23 protein-coding genes are annotated in these 25055 nt (G+C 43.6%); 19 read left to right on the forward strand and 4 right to left on the reverse strand.

Going from position 1 to position 25055, the window contains the following annotated elements; all coding sequences use genetic code 11:
- Positions 1-349: 349 nt before the first annotated feature.
- From istB to BI182_RS01065, 4 genes are all read right to left on the reverse strand, one after another.
- A complete protein-coding gene (gene istB / locus BI182_RS01050) occupies positions 350-1111 on the reverse strand; it encodes an IS21-like element helper ATPase IstB (RefSeq protein ID WP_186895722.1) in 762 nt (253 codons plus the stop codon).
- Entirely contained in the window at positions 1089-2627 is a 1539-nt protein-coding gene (gene istA / locus BI182_RS01055) for an IS21 family transposase (protein ID WP_502691625.1), read from the reverse strand. The genes istB and istA overlap by 23 nt, the downstream gene beginning before the upstream one ends.
- Before the next feature lie 181 nt (positions 2628-2808).
- Complete coding sequence (locus tag BI182_RS01060; protein WP_286804922.1) at positions 2809-3177, reverse strand: EscU/YscU/HrcU family type III secretion system export apparatus switch protein; 369 nt, start codon at positions 3175-3177, stop codon at positions 2809-2811.
- A complete protein-coding gene (locus BI182_RS01065) occupies positions 3164-4723 on the reverse strand; it encodes a hypothetical protein (RefSeq protein WP_286804924.1) in 1560 nt (519 codons plus the stop codon). Before BI182_RS01065 ends, BI182_RS01060 begins: the two co-directional genes overlap by 14 nt.
- A 376-nt stretch (positions 4724-5099) precedes the next feature.
- Here BI182_RS01065 and BI182_RS01070 point away from each other — a divergent pair, with 376 nt between their 5' ends.
- The 19 genes from BI182_RS01070 (at position 5100) to tpiA (ending at position 25035) form a co-directional block, all read left to right on the forward strand.
- Positions 5100-7232 carry a chemotaxis protein CheA gene (locus BI182_RS01070; RefSeq protein WP_286804926.1) on the forward strand — a complete coding sequence of 711 codons (2133 nt, stop codon included), beginning with the start codon at positions 5100-5102 and terminating at the stop codon, positions 7230-7232.
- A 31-nt stretch (positions 7233-7263) separates the two neighbouring features.
- Positions 7264-8076 carry a CheR family methyltransferase gene (locus BI182_RS01075; RefSeq protein ID WP_070370142.1) on the forward strand — a complete coding sequence of 271 codons (813 nt, stop codon included), beginning with the start codon at positions 7264-7266 and terminating at the stop codon, positions 8074-8076.
- A gap of 97 nt (positions 8077-8173) precedes the next feature.
- On the forward strand, positions 8174-10087 hold the full coding sequence (gene fliD, locus BI182_RS01080) for a flagellar filament capping protein FliD (protein ID WP_286804928.1): 1914 nt from the start codon (positions 8174-8176) through the stop codon (positions 10085-10087).
- Between the two features lie 22 nt (positions 10088-10109).
- Positions 10110-10502, forward strand: coding sequence for a flagellar export chaperone FliS (locus BI182_RS01085; protein ID WP_286804929.1), 393 nt, complete (start codon positions 10110-10112; stop codon positions 10500-10502).
- A gap of 1 nt (position 10503) precedes the next feature.
- On the forward strand, positions 10504-10899 hold the full coding sequence (locus BI182_RS01090; RefSeq protein WP_286804930.1) for a flagellar protein FliT: 396 nt from the start codon (positions 10504-10506) through the stop codon (positions 10897-10899).
- 359 nt (positions 10900-11258) lie between these two features.
- Positions 11259-11666, forward strand: coding sequence for a flagellar basal body rod protein FlgB (flgB, locus tag BI182_RS01095; RefSeq protein ID WP_286804932.1), 408 nt, complete (start codon positions 11259-11261; stop codon positions 11664-11666).
- A gap of 2 nt (positions 11667-11668) precedes the next feature.
- Entirely contained in the window at positions 11669-12106 is a 438-nt protein-coding gene (gene flgC, locus BI182_RS01100) for a flagellar basal body rod protein FlgC (protein WP_070370147.1), read from the forward strand.
- 12 nt (positions 12107-12118) lie between these two features.
- A complete protein-coding gene (gene fliE, locus BI182_RS01105) occupies positions 12119-12442 on the forward strand; it encodes a flagellar hook-basal body complex protein FliE (RefSeq protein ID WP_084633485.1) in 324 nt (107 codons plus the stop codon).
- A gap of 144 nt (positions 12443-12586) precedes the next feature.
- Entirely contained in the window at positions 12587-14182 is a 1596-nt protein-coding gene (gene fliF / locus BI182_RS01110) for a flagellar basal-body MS-ring/collar protein FliF (protein WP_286804936.1), read from the forward strand.
- Positions 14183-14211: 29 nt separating this feature from the next.
- The gene (gene fliG, locus BI182_RS01115; RefSeq protein ID WP_070370149.1) at positions 14212-15216 is read left to right on the forward strand and encodes a flagellar motor switch protein FliG; all 1005 of its coding nucleotides are present in this window, start codon (positions 14212-14214) and stop codon (positions 15214-15216) included.
- The gene (locus tag BI182_RS01120) at positions 15209-15991 is read left to right on the forward strand and encodes a FliH/SctL family protein (RefSeq protein WP_286804939.1); all 783 of its coding nucleotides are present in this window, start codon (positions 15209-15211) and stop codon (positions 15989-15991) included. Before fliG ends, BI182_RS01120 begins: the two co-directional genes overlap by 8 nt.
- A gap of 12 nt (positions 15992-16003) precedes the next feature.
- Positions 16004-17308, forward strand: a complete 1305-nt coding sequence (gene fliI / locus BI182_RS01125) for a flagellar protein export ATPase FliI (protein ID WP_070370151.1) — start codon at positions 16004-16006, stop codon at positions 17306-17308.
- A complete protein-coding gene (locus BI182_RS01130; RefSeq protein ID WP_070370152.1) occupies positions 17305-17754 on the forward strand; it encodes a flagellar FliJ family protein in 450 nt (149 codons plus the stop codon). The genes fliI and BI182_RS01130 overlap by 4 nt, the downstream gene beginning before the upstream one ends.
- Before the next feature lie 35 nt (positions 17755-17789).
- The gene (gene trxB / locus BI182_RS01135; RefSeq protein WP_286804944.1) at positions 17790-18707 is read left to right on the forward strand and encodes a thioredoxin-disulfide reductase; all 918 of its coding nucleotides are present in this window, start codon (positions 17790-17792) and stop codon (positions 18705-18707) included.
- A gap of 235 nt (positions 18708-18942) precedes the next feature.
- Positions 18943-20394, forward strand: coding sequence for an RNA polymerase factor sigma-54 (gene rpoN / locus BI182_RS01140; protein ID WP_286804946.1), 1452 nt, complete (start codon positions 18943-18945; stop codon positions 20392-20394).
- A 186-nt stretch (positions 20395-20580) separates the two neighbouring features.
- On the forward strand, positions 20581-21642 hold the full coding sequence (locus BI182_RS01145) for a sugar-binding transcriptional regulator (protein WP_084633486.1): 1062 nt from the start codon (positions 20581-20583) through the stop codon (positions 21640-21642).
- A gap of 55 nt (positions 21643-21697) precedes the next feature.
- Positions 21698-22702: a type I glyceraldehyde-3-phosphate dehydrogenase gene (gap, locus tag BI182_RS01150; protein WP_148637529.1), complete on the forward strand. Its 1005-nt coding sequence runs from the start codon at positions 21698-21700 to the stop codon at positions 22700-22702.
- Positions 22703-22824: 122 nt separating this feature from the next.
- Entirely contained in the window at positions 22825-24015 is a 1191-nt protein-coding gene (locus tag BI182_RS01155; RefSeq protein ID WP_286804951.1) for a phosphoglycerate kinase, read from the forward strand.
- Between the two features lie 282 nt (positions 24016-24297).
- Positions 24298-25035 (forward strand): triose-phosphate isomerase, encoded by a 738-nt coding sequence (gene tpiA / locus BI182_RS01160; protein ID WP_286804954.1) that lies wholly within the window; start codon positions 24298-24300, stop codon positions 25033-25035.
- Positions 25036-25055 lie beyond the last annotated feature (20 nt).

Genomic DNA, 25055 nt, shown 5'->3' on the forward strand with positions numbered 1-25055 from the left:
ACACAATAGCATTAATGAGCTATTTTGTCAATTGAATTGGCCGCACCATCGGCTTGGATTCAATCATGCATCTTCACCGTTTTGGGGCATGTGATTTAAGCGATGGTATCCTAAATCTGAATTGACGGGATTGAACCTGTCAATGTATAATGAAACAATCCACTTCACATCCGTTTGTAATGTTTTTTATTTTAAAACGGCAGCATACACCACTATTTGTTTTTTGCAAGTACTTTTTGCAGAAAGTTGCAAGTTAAAAATACAGAATGTTGCATTATGGAAAATCCATAGTTTTGCAAGCTAAAATGCGAAGCAATTTCATGAGCAATCTAAGCATTGCAGGCAATTATTATTTTTTCAATTGATTGTCCGATATTGAGCGATATAATTCATTGATGCTGGATTCCCGCATCCGGTTACTGGGTCCCGGAAACATGAGCAGGTGGCAGTGATGAAGGAGCCGATCCAGCATGGCAGCCGTCATCTGTTCATCATAGAGCACATTGACCCATCGGGAAAATTCAAGGTTGGTATTAAGAATGATAGACCGACGTTCATAACAATCGGATATGATTTCGAACAGGAGCTGTGCTCCCGTTCGGTCCAGTGGGACATAACCATATTCATCCAGAATAATCACTTCGGCTTTATTCAGTTTTTTCAGAAAAGCGGTCAGGGTACCGGCTACTTTGGCTTCCGACAGTTTATTCACCAGGGCGGCCGTTCGAAAGAATTTAACCGGGATTCCCTGTCGACAGGCGGCAACGCCGAGTGCGGTTGATAGCATAGTTTTGCCGGTTCCGGTGCCACCATAGAGAATCAGATTCTTCTTTTCGTGGATAAAGGCCAGGGATTTCAGGCCTTCTGGAGTCAGATCCGAAGGCAGGGTGATTTCATCAAAGCGATATCCTTCAAAGGTGTGAATCCCATAGAAACCGGCGCTGGTAACCAACTTTTGGGTGCGGGTGAGTTCCCGGTAACGGAGTTCATCACTAAGCAACTGATGCAGATATTCCTGGTGAGAGCTGCCTTCGGTGGTTTGCGCCAACTCGGCCAGATTGCGACTCAGACGCAGTTTCCGGCAGCATTCAAAGATTTCTTTGTCGAGCATATCCGTCAGCCCCCTTTCCCTGAAGCAAGATATCATAGGCCGTCAGATTGGGCTGCATCGGGATCATTTTGGGAATGCCCGGAGCAAGGGTCATTGCAGGCAGCTCAGGTACATCCGAATACAACCGCCGGTAAAGACTCTCCAGACTATCGGCATCTCGCGCCTGATGAGCAATTGCATGGTTAACGGTATTTACGGCACTGTCAAAACCGGTGCGACTGGTCAACTCGGAAAGAACCTTGAGGATCTGTCCAACTTCGCTGCCTGAACAGGTGGCCAGATAGGTTTGCATGGTTTCCGGCATCAGCTCATAGATCCCAGTATATTTCAGGGCTCGGGGTCGCAGGGATAATTGTTTCAGATAGGGCAGCCAGTCCATCTGCTCTTGTTTGGTATCTCCGTAAAGACGCCGGTGGCGAACAATTTCACGAAAGTTTTCATCTTGAATAATCACCAGCGCTGAAGTTAAAACCAGATGAACCGGGCACTGGGCGTACTTTGGAGCCACCGAATAAGCATGCTGTCGTTTGTTCAGATAAATCCTGGCCCAGTTGTCGGCTTTGAGGGTTTGATGACCGGTGAGGTCAAACGCAATTCCGGGCAGTTTGTGGCAGGCCGTCAGATCAGCCTGAAACCGCTCCTCGATGGTTTCATCGTAGCGATAATGGTTCCGCCGGGCATCTTTCTCACACTCTGTCAGCAACTGCCGGTTATAATCCGACAGCGACAGAAAGCGGGGAACCGGTACCATGAAGTTGCGACGCTGATAGCCGACCTTGTTTTCGACGTTTCCTTTTTCATGGCCGGCCCCGGGATTCATGAAGACGGCTTTAAAATGGTAATGCTCCCGGAACCGTTCGAATTTGTCAGTCAGTTTTCGCCCGCCACCACGGATAATCTCGGTAACAATGACTTTCGTGTTATCAAACCAGAGTTCCCTTGGCACACAGCCAATGTGGCGGAATATGGCATCCAGCCCTTCCAGCAGGCATTCCATATTTTCCCCGTAGAACAGCTGCAGATAGCCTTTATTGCTGTATGGAAAAGAGACCTCCAGGTATTTTCCAGTCAGTTTTTGGCCATTTTCATAAAACTCAGCCGTACCAAAATCAACCTGCGCTTCTCCGGGTTGATGTACCAGTGGCAGATAGGCCTGTTTATTCTGCTTAAATATTTCCCGGTGTTTCACTGCGTAATAGCTGGCGACCGTCCGATAGGAGCAGTCAAAACCGGGAAATTCGGCCAGCAGGCGATGAAATACCCGTTTAGCTGTATGGCGCTGTTTGCGTGGGGCTGATTTGTCCTCAATCAGCCAGGAATCGATCACCTCCTTGTAGGGATCCAGTTTGGGACAGAATTGTTTCTCCAACGCCGGCTTTGGCGGCGGGCTGTTGAAATCAGTCTGATCAATGTATTTGCGTACCGTTCGCCAATCCAGGTGCAACGCTTCCGCAATCTGGGAAATATTTTCCCCTTTCTCATAAAAACGATTTCTGATATCATGTATCTGATCCATTGTGAGCATTCTCCATTTCCTCCTTGTTCTTTGGTCAGATACAAGGATAATTGACTTGAGTTTTGCCCGCAATGGATTTTTGCAATATTGTGCATTTTCCAACTTGCAATACTATGGATTTTTACTTTGCAACTTTCTACATTTTTATTTTACAATAAACATGGATTCAAATATTGAATGATCAAAACAACCGATCCCCCACATCAGTTCCCTCTGCTAAATTAAGCAGCGAGACGTAAATATTCACCACAATCTGAAACAGCTCCGGGGGTATTTCCTGACCCATCTGCAGCTTGGACAGCAGGGTCGCAGCAGAGTCATCGTGGTAAATGGGGATGCCGTTTTCTTCAGCGACGTTTAATATATTCTGGGCGACAAAACCCGTCCCGGCGGCAACAATTACCGGAGAATTATTTTTTTCCGGATCATAGCGCAGAGCGGTTACCTTTAGCGGTTTGTTCGGATCATTTTGATCGTTGCTGGTATTTTTTTTTATCTGGCCGTCCTGAATATGGACGGCCTTTGTTTTTTTATTTTTAGATGGTGACATCGAGTCCTACCTTTCGAAAAGCCAGTTTGGGAAACCGCTGCAGGATAGTCTGGCTTTGGGTGTATTCGCCAACCCCATAACCGGCTAGGGAATAACCCTGTTCCTCAACGATGGTTTTTAATTGTTCACGGGTGGATTTTAAGGTTTCCACCAGAGGGGCGGGTGATTTGATATTGAGGGTAATGTTTTTATCCCGGGCCAGCAACTCCACCTCAAAATTGCCATAGCGGTCTGATTGGATGGTGAAAAAGATATCGGTGGCGTTTTCGGCCTTTCCTTTTTCTCCTTTTTTGGCGGGGTCTTTATCCACAAAAAATTCGCCGTAGGAGTTTTCATCCAGAAACCGCAGCGGAATCAAAAAGTGCATAATCGTAAGAATCGGGCTTTCGTTCCGAACCATGGTTTCTAACAGGCTGTGAGCTGAATTGATGATTTTACTGGAGTTATTTTCATCCAGAGCCTGTTCCAGTAGTTGAGCCAGGGCCACCTTTTCACCTTCACCGGGATTTCGGGAAGAAGATTCCAGCCGTTCGGCTAGAATCTCGGCCTCTTTAGCATGACGAAAAAGCTGGTTTTTCATTTCTACAATATCACTGTCAGTTAAGTTGGAAAGCGGCTTTAAAGCCTGGGAAAACCGCAACACTGCTGCTTCAAGTTGTTCGGGATTACCTTTGTCATAACGGACAATATGATCGATGATGGTGGCCACCGACTGATAGGTTTTATCACTATAGGCTTGCGTCTGCAAAATCTGCCGCAGGGTGGGGATGGTTTCATTTTTAAGCAGTTGCTGGATTTCCTGGTAGTTGAGGTTTTTAGATTGCAGCAGATCTTCAATCCGGGCCAGACGTTGTTCAAGCTGGTCACCCAGTTTACCATTTTGGGCAGCCTTTAAATTGATCAGGTTTTGCAGCTCCTGATTGGGTTGTTCAAGGCCGTTTGATTTACTTAATACAGCCTCCAGTTTGATCAGTTGTTGCTCAAGTAGAGCCCGCTCCTTGGAGGGGAGGGTCATTAATAAGCGGCTGCTTTCCAAAAAAATCCCATTGAGGGTCTGGTTGCGATTGACATAGGCGTCATAATGACGAAGAATTGATACAATGGCATCTTTTAACTGGGGGTAACCTTCCTGTTTAGCCAGTGATCGAAGGCTGTCAAAAAAAGCCCCCTTAAAGATCGAGTCGGTTTTATCCCGCAGCAGCAATTCGCTGAGGAGATCCTGGGAATTAATAAAAATACCATCCAGAATTTCTTTGGGAATGGCACCGGCAGACGATTCAAAAAGCTCAGATATCAGCACTAGCTTGCGCAGGGCATCGGCTTCAGCAGTGGTGCTGTTCATCAGCGGCTTTAATATTTCTTTTTGTAAATTTTGAAATAGGGTTTCCCGGAAACTCTCCTTTTGGTAGTTTTCTGACACCGGTTCTATTTTAACAGTGTTATCAAGGTTATTGATGTCAAAAATAGAATCACTGGGGGTATGTTTACTGGGTATATCGGTGACTTTTGGGGTGGAAACGGTAGAGGTAATTTTGATACTATCCAACAGAGAGCTCCTTCCAATTTAAATTAACATTTGTAATGTGAGAAGTGGCAGTGTATTTATGTTAGTTACGATTATACTGTATTAGCAAAAGATAATCAATCATTTCAGTAGCTATTTCGGGTAAGATCAGAAATGATAAAGTTTTGACCGATTTTCAAACGTCTTTTTATTATACTAAGGATTAATGGGATTTAGTCGATATAATATGTGACAAATAATTTATACGGGACATTTGCAGAAAATGGGTTGTAAATGTTGATAAAGTCTGCTAAACAGGGGTATATTAATAGCGATCAAAAAAATAAAGTGCATTTAGCTTAAAAACCCGATATAATAAAATAAGCCAAAAATTTCGTGTATATAAAGGATGGACAAAATGAGTAATTATGATTCTGGAAATGATTCCATTTTAGAGATGTATATTTTTGAATCGGAAACCCTGCTTGATCAATTAGAGGAAATATTACTTCAATCTGAGGACAATGCGGAACTGACACCGGATGACATTAATGAAATCTTCCGGATTATGCATACCATCAAAGGGTCTTCAGCCATGATGGAATTTGACATGCTGGCACATTCTGCCCATAAGTTGGAGGATCTGTTTTTCGTTATTCGGGAAAACGGCATCAAACCGGAGGACTTTGGGGATTTGATGGATCTGGTACTTAATTTCTCCACCTTCTTAAAGGGAGAAGTTGAAAAGATCAAGAACAACGAGACCCTGCTGGATGAAAACGAAGAATTAACCGGTGAAACAGATGCCTTTTTAAATCGAATTAAAGGCTTGGTGACGGAAACCCCTGAACAAGCCCAGGCGCAAGCGATGGAAAACCAATCAGATGATGAATCAATCACATTGGCAGCGGCTATGGAAGATGATTTGTTTGGCGATATGAATTTTGATGAGACCCGAAACGATGCAGATACGGATCATGAAGTGAGCCTTTCAAGCGACGACAAGCCACATGTTTACTGTATTCATACCCGTTTTAATGAAGACTCCCAGATGGAAAATATCCGGGCCTTTATGCTGGTTAACAAACTGGAATCCATTGGCAAGGTCTCAAAAACAGTTCCAGAGCAACTCAATAATAATCCTGAGGCTGCTGGCATTATTCTCAAGAACGGCTTCTTTTGTCATGTTGAAACCACGGCCGATAAGGAAACCATTGAAAATATTGCCCTGAGTATTTTATCGGTTAAAAGTATCGAATTTTTGGATTGTGCCCAGGAAGAAATTATCGAACCAGAAATTGAAGCAAAACCGGAAGTGGTTGAGACTGGGAAAAAGACACCTGAAAAGGTGGTTGATGCCAATAAACAAAAAAATAATGTCCAGAATCTGATCAGTGTTGATCTGAATAAGCTCGATACCCTGATGAATCTGATCGGGGAAATTGTTATTACTGAATCGATGGTTTTTGGCAGTGTCGGTATGGAGGGCAAGCGGGATGAAAGTTTTGAGAAAGCTTCCACCCAATTGCAGAAACTGACTGATGAACTCCAGGATATTGTTATGTCCATTCGGATGATTCCCATTTCGGGCACCTTTAAAAAAATGCAACGGATTGTCCGGGATGTGGGCAAGAAGTTAAAAAAAGAAGTGGAATTTATTACCATGGGTGAAAGCACCGAGGTTGACAAAACCATAATCGATGGTATTGCCGATCCACTGATGCACTTGGTTCGAAATGCCATGGATCATGGCCTTGAAAGTGCGGCAGAGCGAATTGCCGTCGGTAAGAACCCAGTGGGCAAGGTTATTCTCTCAGCCCAGAATGTTGGGGGCGACATCATTATTTCAGTTAGTGATGACGGCAAGGGGCTGGATCCAGACGGGATTCTGGAAAAAGCCAAAGAGAAAAAGCTACTGGTTAAACCCGAAGAAGAGTATTCTGAAAAAGAAATTCTCAATCTGATCATGGCGCCTGGCTTCTCTACCAAAGAAACCGTGACGGAGTTCTCTGGTCGTGGGGTTGGGATGGATGTGGTTAAGAAGAATATTGAAAAGGTTGGGGGCTCTATTTCCATCGAAAGTGAAAAAGGCTCCGGCACCAATATCTTCCTGAAAATTCCCTTGACCTTATCAATTATTTCCGGGATGGAGGTTCTGGTAGGGGAAGATATTTATGAAATCCCCATCAGCAATATTCGGGAAACCTTTAAGATTACTGCTAACCAACTGATTAAAGACCCGGATAACAACGAAATGGTTATGATCCGTGGGGTATGCTACCCGCTGATTCGTCTCCATGATATTTTCGAAGATAAAAAATGCGAAACTCACATTGAAGATGGGATTCTGATGTTAGTGGATTCAGGCGACACCTTTGCCTGTTTGTTTATGGATGATCTGATCAAGAAACATCAGATTGTCGTTAAGCCGATTCCTAAATATTTAAACCATTATTCAATTAAAAACTCGGGGATTGCCGGCTGTACAATTCTGGGAAATGGGAGCATCAGCCTGATTGTTGATATCCCGGCGATTTTAGATCATTATTGAGAAGCGTTCAAAAAAACACGAGGTAAAGAAAATGATAAAACTTAAGGAAGACGAATTTCAGGCCATCACAACCTATGTGCATTCCAATTATGGAGTCGATTTACGGAAAAAGCGACACCTGATTGAAGGCCGTTTGAGTCATTATGTTTCCCAATTGGGTTATGACAACTATATGGATTATTTTGAGTATGTAAAAACCGATAAAAAAAATGATGAAATCAGTGTGCTCATAAATAAGCTGACTACCAATCATACCTATTTTTTACGGGAAAGTGAACATTTTGATTTCTACAAACAACAGGTGCTTCCTTGGGTGGATGAAACAACCAAAACCAGGGATCTGCGGGTCTGGAGCGCTGGTTGTTCCTCGGGCCAGGAGCCGTATACCCTGGCCATGATTACCCATGATTATCTGGGGAGTAAGCTTAACACCTGGGACAGTACCATTCTAGCTTCCGACATTTCCGATCGGGTATTAATGACGGCTAAATCCGGTGTATATTCTAAAGAAGAGCTGTCCAAGATTCCCATGGAATGGAAACGGAAGTATTTTAAAGATTATGATGAAGAATATCTGTCCGTGACCGAGCCGATCCGCAAAGGCGTGGCCTATCGGAACTTCAATTTGTTGTCCCGATTCCAGTTTAAAAAACCCTTTCATGCCATTTTCTGCCGGAATGTGATGATTTATTTTGACAAACCGACCAAGAACAGTGTGGTGCAAAAATTCTATGATGCCCTACTCCCGGGAGGTTACTTTTTTATCGGACAAAGCGAATCGCTGGCCTCGGTAGAGCATAACTTTAAATATGTCAAACCGTCTATTTATCAAAAAGAAGGCTAAAGTTTTTTTGATGCGGGCCGATATTGTAGATAGTGAACAGAAAATAACCTATACAAAAATATAAAACGAGTTTAAATTATAGTTTGGAGGGATAAAAATGGCAACTTCAGTTAATTCATCAACAAGCACTGTATCGTCATTGTCTGCAAAAACTGGAATGGCTGGGCTGGTATCTGGTCTTGACACTGACTCCTTAGTTGAAAGTTTGACAAATTCAAGTCGTTCGAAAATTGCAAAAAAACAACAGAGTGTTCAAAAAATGGAATGGAAACAAACGGCCTACCGAAGTGTTTCTAAAGCTTTGAAAGAATTCCAAAGCAAGTATCTGGATATATTATCGACAACTAATTTTAGAAGTGCATCACTATATAATACTGTCAAAGCATCAACAGCATCAACAAAAATTTCAGTTTCCACAACTAGTGCCGCAACGACTGGAAACATCGAGATTTCGAATATTACCCAGTTAGCCACAAGTCAGACAATAACAGGGGTAGAGGGTGCATCGAAAGCTCTGACTGGAAATGATGCGAGTGTTTCGGATCTGTTGACTAGTATAGGGGGAGCCAGTAAGTCGTTTTTATTAAAAATGGATGGTAAGGTTCGGACGATTACCCTGGATCAGGAATTTAAAAACAGTGTTGGGGTAGATGGCACAGGCTTAAAGGTAGCACTTCAAAATAAGATTACTGCAGCATTTGGCGAAAAAAGTGCCGGAGTACCGGTTGTTGATGTGTCTTTTGAGGATGGGAAAATCGGATTTTCTTCAGATGGAGCGCAGCTCACGGTCAGTGCACTTAATTCGGACAACGACACGCTAACCCAATTAGGATTTACCGATGGTCAGACGGATCGTTTAAACACAAGTAAAACACTGGCGGAGCTCCCGTTGCTAAAAGGTACGAATGCTGTGGATGGGGAATATAAATTCACAATCAATGGAAAAAATTTCTCATTCAAAACCACCGACTCACTTTCGAGCGTTATCAGCAAAGTCAATGCCAGCGATGCTGGTGTTACAATGTCCTATTCTAACATTACTGACAAATTTACATTAACAGCCAAGGAAAGTGGTGCTGGTGAAAATATTGTTGTCAAAGATACGACTGGGACTTTGATGAACGCTTTTGGTCTGGCGGATCTTTCAAGCGAAGCAGCAGGAACAAGTGCAAAATCTGAAGCCGGAAAAAATGCAATACTGGAAGTTAATGGTCAATCCATTGTCCGGACCTCCAATTCAATTGAAGTCAACGGGGTTAAAATCCAGCTTTTAGAAAAAACTGCGACGGATGAAAAACTGACAATCACGATGAGTGAGGATACAATTGCATTAAAGGATACCATAAAAAGCTTTGTTACTGATTACAACAACATGATTTCCATGATGAATGGCCTGATAAAAGAAAATGCCGATTCTGATTATGCTCCATTAACCGATGCTCAAAAAGAAGAGATGACAGAAAAAGAAATTACGGCTTGGGAAACCAAGGCAAAGGTTGGATTGTTGCAAGGTGACAGTGTTTTAAAAGGAATTACCTCAAAAATGCAGTCCATGATGTACGGATCAGCAGTTAGTGGCGGTATTACCCTGTTTAATATGGGGATCACCTCATCTGGTTATTCTGAAAATGGTAAATTAAAAATTGATGAAGAAAAACTTGATACGGCCTTGAAGACCAAGGGAGCTGAAATTAAAGAATTATTTACCGCCAGCACGACAGGTTTGGCTAATCAATTAAATTCTATTATTGATGGTGCAGCAAAAACGACAGGCGTTAAAGGATCTCGAGGTTCTTTAATCGAATTGGCTGGTTACGAATCAACCCTTTCGAATACCGAAAACAGTATAACTGAAACAATCACAAAAACGAATAAGAGCATAGCCACTTTAAAAACAAAGCTAAAAACGGAAGAAACCTATTATTGGAATAAGTTTTCAGCCTTAGAAACAGCACTTCAACAATTAAACACCCAAAGCTCAATGATCACCTCATTTGGATCAAGTTCATAAGCTCGGAAAGGGGGAGAACGTAATGCAATATGCCAATGCTTATCAGGAATCAAAGCGCTATGCCATAGAATCCTTATCAAAAGGAGAAGTGGTCATCAAACTTTTCGAAGAAGCAGAAAAACAGGTAAAAATGGGCATCATCCTAATTCAGAAGGATAGTTTCGCAAAAGCATACAATTGTATTGCAAAAGCGCAAAAGGTTATCAATTCACTGAATCTTTCGTTGGATATGCAGTACCCCATTTCAATTGAGCTCAATGAAATGTACAGTTTTATTTTTAATAAACTGGGAGAAGCTAATGCCAGCCGTGATATTCAGTTAATGCAAAGTCTATTAGGCTTAATTGTTGATCTGAAAGACTCATTTAAGGAAGCAGAAAAAATCAGCAACCCTGTAAAATCCCGGGGACTTTAAAATGAATGCTAATTCACATGAATTATGCCAGGAAAAAGTTCTTATTCTGAAAGAATATGTAACCAAAGGTGAAGAAATTCTCAGTAGTATTGAGGACTGGGAAAATCTGGCGACAATCCTGGAAGAACGGGATCAATTGCTGCTCCGATTAAAGAATATGGAAGATCAGTTTACAGGGCTTAAGGGAAATCAGATCTGTACAATTGAAGAAAAAGGGCAGATCGACAGTTTGATTAAACTGATTACCGATATGGATCAAAACTGCATCCAGCTGATCAAATCAGAACAGCAAAAAACCTTACAGGATTTGAAAAAAAACCAGCAAAATCAAAAAGTGGCCGACTACGAAATCAGTTTGACTCCAAGCTATGGTACCTTTCTGGATGCCAAGAAATAAATTGAAGTTAACGTCTTGTAAAAAAAGCAACTGCGGTTGCTTTTTTTTGTGTGACAGAATATAATAGAGTTACACTATCAGAATGATAATATTATGATATTGATTTCTAGTATTTTCGATAAACTTTACAATAATTAGCGTAATTGATTGGCATGAGTACACCTAACTTAATTACAACTAAGCTAGGGGATATTTTTATTTGTCGTTTCCGGTAAATTATGGTATCATGTTACAGTACGATAGTATTGTAATTTGCGATTTAGTAGCAGCATATGCGAAAATAGTTTTAAATAAAACAATCAGTCAAGATAATTTTGAAAATACAGCTGGTGATCAAACCGGCACACAAGGAGGCCATGATGATTGGTGATTCAATAACCTCAGCCTTATATCAAAAAGCTTTGGATGGCACCTGGCAACGACAAAAGGCTACCAGCAATAACATTGCCAACTCTGAAACACCGGGCTATAAAGCGGTAAAAGTCAACTTTGAAGATTCATTAAAGGCTGAAATAAATAAGCTAAAGACCACTTCCACTGGAAGTTCCACCGCTTTTCTTGACAAGATGGAAAGCATTGAGTCCATCGAAAATTCAAAAATCAGCGTCTATGAAGGTGCGACTTCCAGTCGTCTGGATGAAAATAACGTCGATCTGGAATCAGAAAATATTGATATGTCCAAGTCGGTGTTGCAGTATTATTATCTGGTTCGGGGAGTCTCAGACTCCTATTCCCGATTAAAATATGCGGTTAACGGAGGAAAATAATAATGAGTTTCTTAAGTACTTTTAATATTTCCGGCTCAGGAATGACGGCGCAAAAATATCGGCTGGATATTATTTCTCAGAATATTGCTAATGCCCAGGTAACCAGAACCGAAGCTGGTGGCCCCTATCGCCGAAAAATGACCGTGCTGAGTAGTGTCAGTACCGGAACCTTTCAGGATGCCTTAAAAACAGCAACTGGCGTGGTTCAAAAAGATGGCGTTCAGGTTGAGGCTGTTATCGAAGACGAATCAGCCTTGGTACCGGTTTATGATCCCACCCATCCCGATGCCAATGCCCAGGGCTACGTTATGTATCCCAATGTGAATACCGCCCAGGAAATGACGGATGCCATGGGCGCCAGTCGGGCTTATGAAGCCAATGTGACGGCCTTTAATGCGACCAAGTCAATTGTTTTAAAGGCCCTGGAAATTGGCCGATAAAAGGAGGAAAATATGTTTATAGTTCCAATGACCTCAATTATGGGCACAACTGGTATTGGTTCGGTTACTGGTAACCCTGCTGCAAGTACAACTACAGCCTCAGAAACCGGAGTAGCTGGCGATTTTCAGAATATTTTAAATGATGTAATTAACAATGTGGAAGAAACTGAAGCCGTCACCAAGGTTGATGCTTACAATCTTTCCATTGGTAACATGGATGATATGCACACCATGATGATCAACACCGCAAAGGCGGATGTAGCCCTGCAAACCATGGTTCAACTCCGTAATAAGGTGTTGGAAGCATACCAGACAGTTATGAATACCGGCTTGTAAACTTGAACTTGAAGAAATACCGTTTAAACCTGGTGGAGGATGCCGATCGGAGAATTTTATTTGATGTTCAGTATCCCCTCTTTGTATGTACGGATTTAATAATCGGGATTGACATAAAATATTTTGGATGGAAAAATAAAGACGATGAATGAGAAGATTAAGGGCTACTTAGAGAAAATTAAAAACCTATGGACCGGAACATCCAAAAAAGTCAAGATTTTGTTGATTGGTGGGGTTGTACTGGTCTTATTGGCGTCCATCGGACTGACTGCACTGCTCAATTACAAGGAGTACGTGCCGCTTTTTGAAGACCTGACTCAGGCCGAAACAACTGAAATTATGGCCGCCCTGACAGAGATGGAGGCGGACGTCAAGCTGGATGCCAGTGGCAATATCATGGTGCCAAAAGAAGACGAGGCTCAGGTTCGTATGGAGCTGGCCACGGCGGGCTATCCCAAAGACGGATTAAGTTACTACGTCATTCAAGACAACAGCAGTATGCTGTCCACCGACTATGAGCGCAAGCAATACGAAAACATGCAGCTTCAGGAGCGGATTGGTGCCAGCATTAAAACTCTCGACGGAGTCAGCGATGCCATTGTGACGATTTCGGTGCCGGTGGAGAATGTTTTTTATTTACAGGAAACTGAAGCGACCACCGCATCGGTGATTATTCATCTTGATCCGGGAGCAACCCTGACAAAACAGCAAATTCTGGGTATTCAGAATCTGGTTGCCAAGTCTGTGGCCGGTCTGACGACAGATAACATCGCTTTAACTGATGGTAATGGAAATGACCTGGTTAATAATTTGGCAACCACCACAGGCGGTGATGCCAAGATGAAGCTGACCAAGGCGATTGAAAATGATCTTACCCAGAAAGTTAATAACGTTTTGGATGGACCTTATGATCCTTCCCAGTTCAAGGTGTCCGTAACGGCGACCCTTAATACTGACGCCGTTAAGCAGGAGGCGACTGTTTACACCCCGTCGCCGGATGGTGATAATTCTGGGGTGATCAACCAGGAATCGTCCAGCATGGCGATTGCCAACGAAGATGGAACGGTTGGCGGTGTTGCCGGAACAACTGGAAATACGGATGTCACCACCTACGCCCAGAATGCTCTGACCAACGGCGGTGTTGTTACCGGAATCAATGAAAATACCACCTATTCGGTAAGTCAGGAAATTACCCAAACCGAAAAATTGGATCCGGCCATCGAAACTGTGTCGATTGGGATTGCCATCAATGATCCGGCAATGACTCCGGTAGCCCGGGAGAACTTGGTGCAACTGGTGGCCTTTGCTGCCGGGGTAACCCCGCAAAGCGTTACCGTGCGGAACTTTGAATTTGCTCAGGCCGAAGAAGAGCCAGTAGAAGAACCGGTTCTCACTACCGAGCGATTACTGGTCTTTGGTGGAATTGGTGCTGGGGTATTGCTGCTGTTACTGGTGCTGTTGTTTGTGCTGACAAGAGGCAAAAAGAAAAAGGGCGATGGCAAAGAAAAGAAAAAGAAACGGGGCAAACGAGGCAAAGACATCGAAGATGCCTTTGCGACCGGTGAAGATACCGAAACAGATGATTTATTTGGTGCGCTGGCAGCAGACAAAACGGAACCAATTGAGCCAATCCATCCACTTAAAGATGATAAAAAGGAAAAGATCAAAGAGTTTGCCACCACAAATCCAGAAATTGCGGCGCAGTTGTTTAAATCGTGGCTGAAGAATGAAAGCGAATAGATTCATATAAATGAAGGATGTTGACAAATATGGACGTTACCCTAACACCAAGACAAAAAGCAGCCCAGGTGGTTATTTCCCTGGGAGCCGATATTGCTTCCAGCATTTATAAACACTTACAGGAAGATGAAATAGAAATCTTAACCTATGAGATTACCCGGCAGGAAAGTGTTCCGCCAGAGGTGGCAGATCAGGTTATTGACGAGTTTTATGGTCTTTGTGTCGCCCAGAAGGTCTATATTGAAGGCGGGATAACGTATGCCCGGAGTGTACTGGAAAAGGCTTTTGGTGTTCAACAGGGGAGTGCTCTGTTAGAGCGGGTGACCAAAACCCTGCGTACCAAGGCCTTTGAGTTTATCCGCAAGGCTGACTATAAAAACCTGATGAATATGATCATGAATGAGCATCCGCAAACCATTGCGTTAGTGTTATCCTATGCCCGGGCGGATCAGGCCTCGGCGATTATCTCTGAGCTGCCCAAGAGTATTCGGGTTGAAGTGGTGGAGCGGATTGCCCGGATGGATCGAACCTCACCGGAGATTATCAGACAAGTTGAAACCATTCTTGAGCGTAAATTTGAATCAGTGGTATCTTTCGATTTACTGGAAGTTGGCGGTATCAACTATATTGCTGAAATTATGAACAATATTGATCGTGGTACAGAAAAATACATCTTTGATGAACTCAGTAAAAATGATGCCAAACTGTCTGAAGAAATCAGAAAGCGGATGTTTGTATTCGAAGATATTGTCATTCTCGATTCAATGTCGATTCAACGCTTCCTGCAGGAAGTCGACACCAAAGAAATGTCTGTTGCTCTTAAGGGGGCGAATAAGGGAGTTGCAGATGTAATTTTTGCCAACATGTCCCAGCGAATGGGTGAAACCGTCAAGAGTGAAATGGAATTCCTCCATAATGTACGGGTTCGTGACGTGGAAGAAGCCCAACAGAAGATCGTTTCGGTGATCAGACGACTGGAAGAAGAAGGCGAAATCGTAACATCGAAGGGTGGAAAGGACGAGATCATTGTCTAGTATTGTAAAAGCGAAATGGGTATCTCAAACAACTGCCCCAGTGGTGATACCAATGACAGTTCAACCGGAAGCAGAAAAGAGTAGCGAAGGTCAACCGGTTTTAAACCCCGAAACCGCTGAAAGTAAAATTGACCATGATGACAGTGTCGAAGCCATGCACGCCGCCAATGAACTGATGAAAGAAGCCATTCGGGCTAGCCAGGAGATTAAGGAAAAATCGCAGGAAACCGGTTATCAGGAAGGGTTTTCCCAAGGCTATGCAACAGGGCATGAAGAAGGATTTCGGGATGGTAGCCAGGAGGGCTTTCAGGCTGGCTTAAAAGAAGGGCTTCACGAAGGCATGACCCAGGCCGCCACCGAAATTGACAACAAGCTCCAGGAGATCAATCAGTTGCTGGAAGTGATCAGCAATGAAAGACAGCAGGCGTTAGCCAATCAGGAACAGGAGTTGCTGGATATCGCTTTTGAAATCGCCAAAAAAATTATGAAACATCAGGTTCAGGAAGACCGGGATCTGTTTTTAAAATTCTTTGATGAGGTGATTCATGGCGATGAAGAGGATTTAAAAATCTATTTATCGGAAAACCAGAAAACCCTTGATCTCCATATAAACAAAGAAATGTCAGAAAAATTAAAGAAGCTGGCTAAAAAATCCAAAGTGATTATTCTCAAGGATGAGGATAAGATCATGGTGGAAACCAATGATTCGGTCATTGATATGAGTCTGCCGGTACAATTAGAGCAATTGGAGAATGCCATCGAACAGAGTTCGTAACTGGAGGCAAAAATGAATAAATCTGAGATTTGCAAAGCCATTCAACGGGCAGAAACCTATCATTATTTTGGCAAAATTGAAAAAGTTGTGGGAATGATGATTGAATCAGTGGGCCCGGAGTGCAGCATTGGTGATTTATGTAAAATCTTCGATCAGAATGCCGACCGCTATATTTTAGCGGAGGTGGTCGGGTTTCGCGGCAATAAAGTATTGCTGATGCCCTATGAAGAACCAGAAGGAATCAGTTTTGGAAATATTGTGGAACCGACCGGATCGTCCCTGAAGATTGGTGTGTCAGATAGTATGATTGGTCGGGTTGTCAATGCCATGGGGGAACCCATCGATGGGGGTGGCCCCATTGACGATACGATGCCCTATGATATTAACAGCACTGGCGCAAATCCCTTTTCACGACCATGTATCGACGATATCCTGGAATTTGGGGTGAAGGCGATCGATGGTCTATTAACGATTGGTAAGGGACAGAGAATGGGAATTTTTGCCGGTAGTGGCGTCGGTAAAAGTACCCTGATGGGAATGATTGCCCGTAACGTTAAAGCCCAGGTCAATGTCATCGCCCTGGTAGGCGAGCGAGGCCGGGAGGTTCGGCAGTTTCTGGAAAATGATCTGGGTCAGGCCGGTCTGGAACGGTCAGTGATCGTGGTGGCGACCTCGGATCAGCCACCGATGCAGCGAATGAAATGTGCCCTGACAGCCACGACCATTGCCGAGTACTTTAAGGATCAGGGTAATGATGTTTTGCTGATGATGGATTCGCTGACCCGTTTTGCGATGGCGCAGCGGGAAATCGGTCTGGCCACCGGAGAACCGCCGGTAGCCCGGGGTTATACGCCGTCCATCTATGCGATGATGCCAAAACTTCTGGAACGCAGCGGAAATTTTGAAACCGGCTCGATCACCGGTATTTATACCGTATTGGTTGAAGGTGATGATATGAACGAACCGGTAGCTGATACTGTCCGGGGGATTATAGATGGGCACATCGTCCTCTCCCGTAAGATTGCCGCCAGAAATCACTATCCGGCCATCGACGTGCTCAACAGCGTCAGCCGGTTGATGTCCAACATCGTTAGTAAAGATCAGATGGAAGCAGCGTCTTCCATGCGGAATATGATGTCGGTGTATGATACCAACTACGATCTGGTCAGCATTGGTGCCTATAAAAGTGGAACCAATCCGTCGCTTGACATTGCCATTAAGAAAATTGGTGGCATTAATAAGTTTCTACAACAAAAAGTTGATGAAAAGTGTTTCTATGATGACAGCATTGAAGCCATGAAGAAGGCCGTCTTATGAAAAAATTTCAATTCCATTTAGGAAAGTTGCTTTCCTACAAAGATCAAAATCTAGAAAACGAAATGATGATATTGGGTGGGTTGACCAGACAATTAAGTGAAGAGATGGATAAACAACTGGATCTGGAAGATCAGTTGGAGAAAAGCAGAAAAAATTATGAACGGGATATGGCCGCATCGATTACCGCCACAGCTTGTCAGGTTTATCTTCACTACATGTCCTTCCTCAAAGAACAGATTCAAATTGTTGAGAAAAGAATTGATGAAATTACCGAAAAAATTGATGTTCAGATTGAAGTGGTAAAGAACTTGAAACTGGAAACCCGATCACTTGAGATCGTTAAAGAAAATCGATATGATGAGTATAAAAAAGAAATCGTCAAAGAGAACGAAAAACAGATGGAAGAATTTATCACCACCAGTAAAATTATGAATGAAGAACCCTGATTATCGGGGCAACATAAAGATGAAGAGGTGTAAAGATGCAATATGATACAATCATCGTGGGCGCCGGACCAGCCGGTTTAGCAGCTGGGATCTACGCTGCCCGGGGGGCACTAAAGGTTCTGATTATTGAAAAGGGTGGCATTGGCGGACAGATTGCCACCAGCTGGGAAATTGAAAATTATCCGGGCTCACCCCCGGACAGTACTGGACCCGGTCTGACTGAGCGGATGCGTCAGCAGTGTGAAGAATTTGGGGTAGAGTTTGCCACTCGAACCTATCTCAGCTTTGAGCAAACAGTCTCGGGGTTTATTGTAAAAACCGATGCCGGGAATCTGGAAACCCAGACCATCATCATGGCAACCGGAGCAGAACCCAAGCTGATTGGCTGTAAAGGAGAACGGGAACTCCGCGGGATGGGGGTTTCCTATTGTGCCACCTGCGATGCCAACTTTTTCAAAGGCTTAAAGGTGGCAGTCATCGGCGGTGGCGATACCGCTTTGGAAGAAGCCTTATACCTGACAAAATTTGCCAGTGAAATTATTATTATTCATCGCCGGGATGAGCTACGGGGTGCTAAAATTTTGCAGCAGCGGATTAGAGAGAATGAAAAAATATCGATGATGCTCAGCTGCGTCGTGGAGGAAATCAAAGGCAACGGACAGGTTGAAAGCATTATCGTTAAAAATGTGGTCTCCGGTGAGTGCACTGACGTACCCATTGACGGCGTTTTCGTTTTTGTTGGTCAAAAGCCAAATTCAGAGGCGTTTGTGGGCCAGCTGGAACGGGATGCCCGGGACTACCTGATTGCTGATGATGAAATGCATACCAACATTCCGGGCATCTTTGCCGCCGGTGACATTCGCCGAAAATCGCTGCGACAAGTGGTTACCGCTACGGCTGATGGGGCCATTGCCGCTGTAAATGTGATCAAATACATTGAAGAACGCAAGTAAACTGTGATATGATTAGGACTAACGAAAGTTAGTTTGAGACTGTCAAAAAGCTAACCTAGTACCGACAATTGTTAGATCATGTTGTACGCATCGGAGCGGACACGGCGAATGCCTGTCCGATTCCGCAGCGAACAACAGATTAACAATTGGTCGGTACGGGAGTTTATTGACAACCTTGGACTAACGAAAGTTAGTCTTTTTTGATTTTAGAAATAAAGTGTAATCAGGTGTAGAAATGAATATCAAATTTGATTTAAATATTACCCAAACCCAAAAACTGATTATGACCCAGGAGATGCGTCAGTCCATTGAGATTTTGCAGCTGACAGCGATGGAACTCAATGGTTTGATCGAAACCGAAATCATGGAGAACCCGGTATTGGAATTTAATGAAGTGTCCATTAAAGAAGTGGTACCAATTAACGAGGATGGCGGACCACTAAAAGGCGATTTGGTTAAAGAAGAACCAAATCCAGAGCCGCCGCCCAAGGAGGAAATCCAGTGGGATGAGTATTTTCATAGTATGGAAAATGCTGATTACCGGGGTCAGCTTCAGCCGATTGCTGACAATGATGATGAGTATGGGTTTGAAAAATTTACGTCCCAGGAAAAAACCCTTAACGAATATCTACATTTTCAATTTACCATGCAGGAAAAGGACTTTAGTGAAGAAGAAAAACAGATTGGTGAATATTTGATTGACTGTATTGATGATAACGGTTACCTGCTGATTGATATGGACTATGTAAAAAACATTCTGGAAGTTGCTGAAGAGCCAATCTCAAAAATGATTGCCGTTATTCAAGGATTTGATCCCAGTGGGGTGGGATGTCGGGACATAAAAGAGTGTTTGCTGATTCAATTGCGTCAAATGGGGTATGATGATGATGAAGTGTTCATGGACATTGTCAAAAACCATTTAATTGATCTGGCTGATAACCAATTTAAGCGGATTGCTCAGGAGACCGGCTTAACAATTGGAGATGTCTATGAATTCAAAGAAGTGATCAAAACCCTGGAACCAAAGCCCGGCCGGGAGTTCTCCTGTTCGGAGCGGGTCTCGTACGTCATTCCCGATGGGAGCATCGAAATTGTCAATGATGAGTTGGTGGTGAAGGTCAATGATGTGTCGGCGCCTCGACTGCGAATCAATAATTATTATAAAGGACTCCTTAAAAATTCGGATAAAAATGATGAAACCAAGCTTTATCTGGAAAAAAAGCTCGATAGTGCGGCTTTTTTAATTAAAAGCATTGAACAGCGGCGGGATACGATAAAAAAAGTGATTACCGCCATCGCCGAATCCCAGCGGGGATTTTTCTTTGAAGGGGTGGGTGATTTAAGGCCACTGACCCTTAAGACAATCGCTGAAACCATTGAAGTTCATGAGTCGACAGTCAGTCGGGCAATTCGCGGAAAGTATATTCAAACACCGAAAGGCACCTATGCGCTTAAGTTTTTCTTTAAACGGGGATACTCACAGGGTGAGGAAGACCGATCCTCCGATGCAATCAAACGATTGATTCAAGAGCTGATTGATCAGGAAGATAAGAAAAAACCCCTGAGTGATCAGCGAATATCAGAATTACTACAGGCTAAAAACCTGGATGTGGCCAGGCGAACCGTTGCCAAATATCGGGAAGCGCTTTTGATCCAACCATCCTCCAAACGAAAAGAATACCGGTAGATTGATAACCAAAAACTAATTACCGATAAATCACTAACAAATGCCTGCAGTTTTCGTAAAATTGGGTTTGGGATTATCTTTTTAGTTTTTGGTTTTTTTTAACTTGTTTTTAAATTTAAAATGGGGTATAATGATTTTGTCCCAGTGGGACAAAAGTGAGCATGTATCCGAAAGAAGGGTGATTCTGTGTCAAATCAATTAAAAATCAGTAAGGAAGTCATTGAACTTCAACAGTTGGTCGCTCCGGAAGTGAATCGTCTCATTGAAATGCGTTACAATATTTTGTCAACCATTAGCAGTGAGCAGCCCATCGGACGGAGAAATCTTGCATTTGTTCTGGATATGAGTGAGCGTCAGGTTCGTAATGAGATCGATTTTTTCCAAACCCAGAAGCTGGTTTCGGTGGAACGACAGGGTGTTGTCATCACTGATGCTGGCAACGAAGCCTTGATCCAGCTGAAGTGCCTGCTTTATACCTATAATGGTCTGGAACAGCTGGAAAAGGAACTAATGGATCGACTCCATCTCAAACGGGTGATTATTTGTCCCGGCGATATGGATATGAACTATGAAGTGTTGCGATTTATGGGACGGTCCGGGGCAAAATATGTGTTATCGGTGATGAAGTACAAAGACACCCTGGCATTAACTGGCGGCAGCTGTACAGCGGCGGTAGCTGATGAAATGCGGGAAGCCTTTTATCCTGATGTATATGTCATCCCAGCTCGGGGTGGGATCGGAAAAAGCCACTCCACCCAGGCAAATAATGTGGTGGCTGAAATGGGCCTCAAATTACATTCCAATTACGAGCTGCTTCATTTGCCGGATAACATCGACCAGCGATTACTGGAAGCATTAAAAGATTATCCGGAAATAAAAAGGGTATTTAATAAGATGGATAACATTGATATTTTCATCTTTGGTTTGGGACGGGCAGATGTTCTGGCTGACTGGCGAAATTTGTCAACAGCAGAAAAACGAAAAATTCTGGAACAGGGCGCTGTAGCTGAAGCTTTTGGTCACTACTTTGACATTAACGGTCAGGTTATTTCGCCATCCAGCACCATTGGCATTGGCACCGATAATTTTAAAAAAATACCCCATGCCATTGCGGTAGCCGGTGGGGTCACCAAGGCCGAGGCGATTATTGCAGTCAGTCGGATTCGGGAAAACATGGTTCTGATCACGGATGAAAGCGCAGCCAGAGAGATTTTAAGAAAACTGCAAACCATGTCAGACACAAAATAGCGGGTGTCTGACTGAGTATATATTCAGTAAACATTATTTTAAGGAGGCAGATAAAATGTCTGTAAAAGTAGCAATTAATGGTTTTGGAAGAATTGGTCGTTTAGCATTCCGATTAATGGCAGATAACCCGGCGTTTGATGTTGTGGCTATCAATGATTTAACCGACGCAAAAACCTTAGCGTACCTATTAAAATATGATAGCGCCCAGGGAAAATTCAAGCAGGATGCCATCGAAGTAAAAGATGATACCATGGTGGTTGATGGAAAAGCCATCAAAATCTTTGCTGAAAGAGATCCTGAAAACTTACCATGGGGCACCATTGGTGTCGATGTTGTCATCGAATCAACTGGCTTCTTCACCGATAAAGATGGAGCTGGCAAACACATCAAAGCTGGCGCTAAAAAAGTCATTATTTCTGCACCAGCCAAAGGCGATGTTAAAACCATTGTTTTCAATGTTAATGAAAATATTCTCGATGGTACCGAAACAGTAATCAGTGGGGCTTCCTGTACCACCAACTGTTTAGCACCGGTAGCCAAGGTATTAAATGACAGTTTTGGTTTAGTTAGCGGTTTAATGACCACTGTTCATGCCTATACCAATGACCAGGCAACCCTGGATGCACCACATAAAGATTTACGACGTGGCCGTACCGCCGCGCAAAATATCGTTCCAACTTCCACTGGAGCTGCAGCCGCAGTTGGCAAGGTATTACCAGCCTTAAACGGCAAACTGGATGGATTTGCATTACGGGTACCAGTCATCACTGGCTCGCTGGTTGACCTGACCTGTGTGCTGGAAAAAGACGTGACCGCTGATGAAATTAACGCCGCTGTCAAGGCAGCCGCCAATGAAACCATGGGTTATAACGAAGAGCAAGTGGTTTCGACTGATATTATCGGAATGTCATATGGTTCTCTTTTTGATGCAACCTTAACCCGGGTTATGAATGTCGAAGGTGGAAAACAACAGGTTAAGATCATTGCCTGGTACGATAATGAAATGTCCTATACTGCCCAGTTAATCCGTTTGGCAGAATATGTTGCCACAAAATTTTAATCAGCTGAACTGAGTATAAAAACAAATTTCATTCAAAAAACTTTTCAGAAGCTTTTGCAAAACCATTGCAACTGCTTCTGAAATTGTTTATAAAGCAAATGAGAAACCGAGAGGATAAAAAGATGAGTAAAAAAACCGTATCTGATATCGATTTAAAAGGAAAAAAAGTATTAATGCGGGCGGACTTCAATGTGCCATTGGATGAAAACGGCATCATCACTGATGAAACCCGGATCACTGCCGCCTTACCTACGATTAATTATATTTTGGAACAGGGTGCTTCATTGATTTTAATGTCTCACATGGGTCGCCCCAAAAATCAGCCAAATCCCAAATATTCGTTGGAACCGGTTGCTAAGAAACTGTCGGAATTACTAAAAAAACCGGTTATCTTCAATGATGACGGCGCAGTAACCGGTTCGGTAACGGTTGCCGCCGCAGCGGGACTGAAACCCGGTGAGGTGCTGTTGCTTCAAAACACCCGTTTCCGGGCAGAAGAAGAGAAGAATGATCAGGGCTTTTCTAAAGAACTGGCCGATCTGGGGGATGTCTTTGTCAATGACGCCTTTGGAACGGCTCATCGGGCGCATGCTTCAACAGTTGGGATCGCAGAGTTTTTACCGGGCGTTTCGGGTTTTCTGATTCAGAAAGAACTGGATTTTATGGGAAAAGCTCTGGAAAACCCGGAACGGCCCTTTGTGGCGATTCTTGGTGGATCAAAGGTTTCTGACAAAATCGGAGTCATTAACAATCTGCTGGAAAAGGTTGATACCCTGATTATTGGTGGCGGCATGGCCTTTACCTTCCTGAAAGCTCAAGGCTATGAAATTGGCAAGTCGCTGCTGGAAGAAGATAAGTTGGAGCTGGCAAACGAGTTGGTGGCAAAAGCCAAAGCCAAAGGCGTCAACCTGTTACTGCCAGTGGATGTGGTCGCAGCTGAAGCCTTTGCGGCTGATGCGTCTTTTGTGGTTGTTGATATCAATGCCATCCCGGCCGGTTCGATGGGACTGGATATTGGCCCGGTAACGGCGGCTAGCTTTACAAAAGCAATTCTGGGCGCTAAAACTGTGATCTGGAACGGCCCCATGGGGGTATTTGAAATGGCGGCTTTTGCCAAAGGAACCGAAGCTGTTGCCAAAGCGATGTCTGATTCTGATGCGATTACCATTATCGGCGGTGGTGATTCCGCAGCAGCAGTAAAAATCCTTGGCTATGAAGAGGGCATGAGCCATATTTCTACCGGGGGTGGTGCTTCACTGGAATTCCTGGAAGGTAAAAAACTGCCCGGAATTGAAATCTTACAGGATAAATAATCAAATAGGTAATTAATAAACTGTCGTGAGCTTCGCTGCCGGTTTGCGCGAAACAATTTCTACACTGTACGGCGAACAGTCTATCGCCTGTTCGCCTACACGTTACTAAATTGTTTTCACGAAGGCAATGAGCCAATCATAAGCTGGCTTGTAGTTGGCGACTGCCTGTGAACCAGAAGAAACTCGCATAGCGATTTCTTCTGGTTGCGAAACCGACATCAAAGCAATATTTGTTCGATTCTTTAAATTACAGCTTAAATAATCAAATCTAAGGAGAAAACGATGCGAAAACCAATTATTGCCGGAAACTGGAAAATGAATAATGATAGTTTCGAAACCGAAAAATTGATGAATACCCTGTTGCCATTGGTGGCCGGGGCCGAAGCGGAAGTGGTTTTTTGTCCCACCTATCTGGGTCTGCAAAAAGCGGTGGAACTGGCTAAGGATTCTAATGTTGGTATTGGTGCTCAAAATATGCATTTTGAAAAGAGTGGTGCTTATACTGGGGAAGTCTCTGGTGAGATGCTAAAGGCTATCGGCGTTAAATATGTTTTGATTGGCCACTCAGAACGGCGGGAATATTTTAACGAAACAGACGAAACCGTTAATAAAAAAGCCATTAAAGCTCTGAGCCTGGGGATTACCCCAATTGTCTGCTGTGGTGAAACCCTGGAAGAACGGGAGAGCGGCAAAGCGGAAGCCAAGGTGGTCGGTCAGATGGAAGCCGGACTCAAAGGCATTAATGACATCACCAAGGTGGTAGTTGCCTATGAACCAATCTGGGCCATCGGCACCGGTAAAACAGCCAGCAAGGAAGAAGCTAACGAAGCCTGCGGATGGGTTCGAAAGACGATTGCCAAAATGTTTGGCGAAGACGCTGCCCAAAAAGTCCGGATTCAGTACGGCGGTTCTGTGAATCCCGAAAACATCAAAGACCTGATGGCCATGGACAACATCGACGGCGCTCTGGTTGGCGGTGCCTCACTTAAACCGACTTTCTCGGAGATTGTGAAGTTTTAGTTTTAAATCAATTGCGTGGT

Source organism: Acetobacterium sp. MES1 (genome assembly GCF_002237635.1).
GTDB classification, from domain to species: Bacteria; Bacillota; Clostridia; order Eubacteriales; family Eubacteriaceae; genus Acetobacterium; species Acetobacterium wieringae.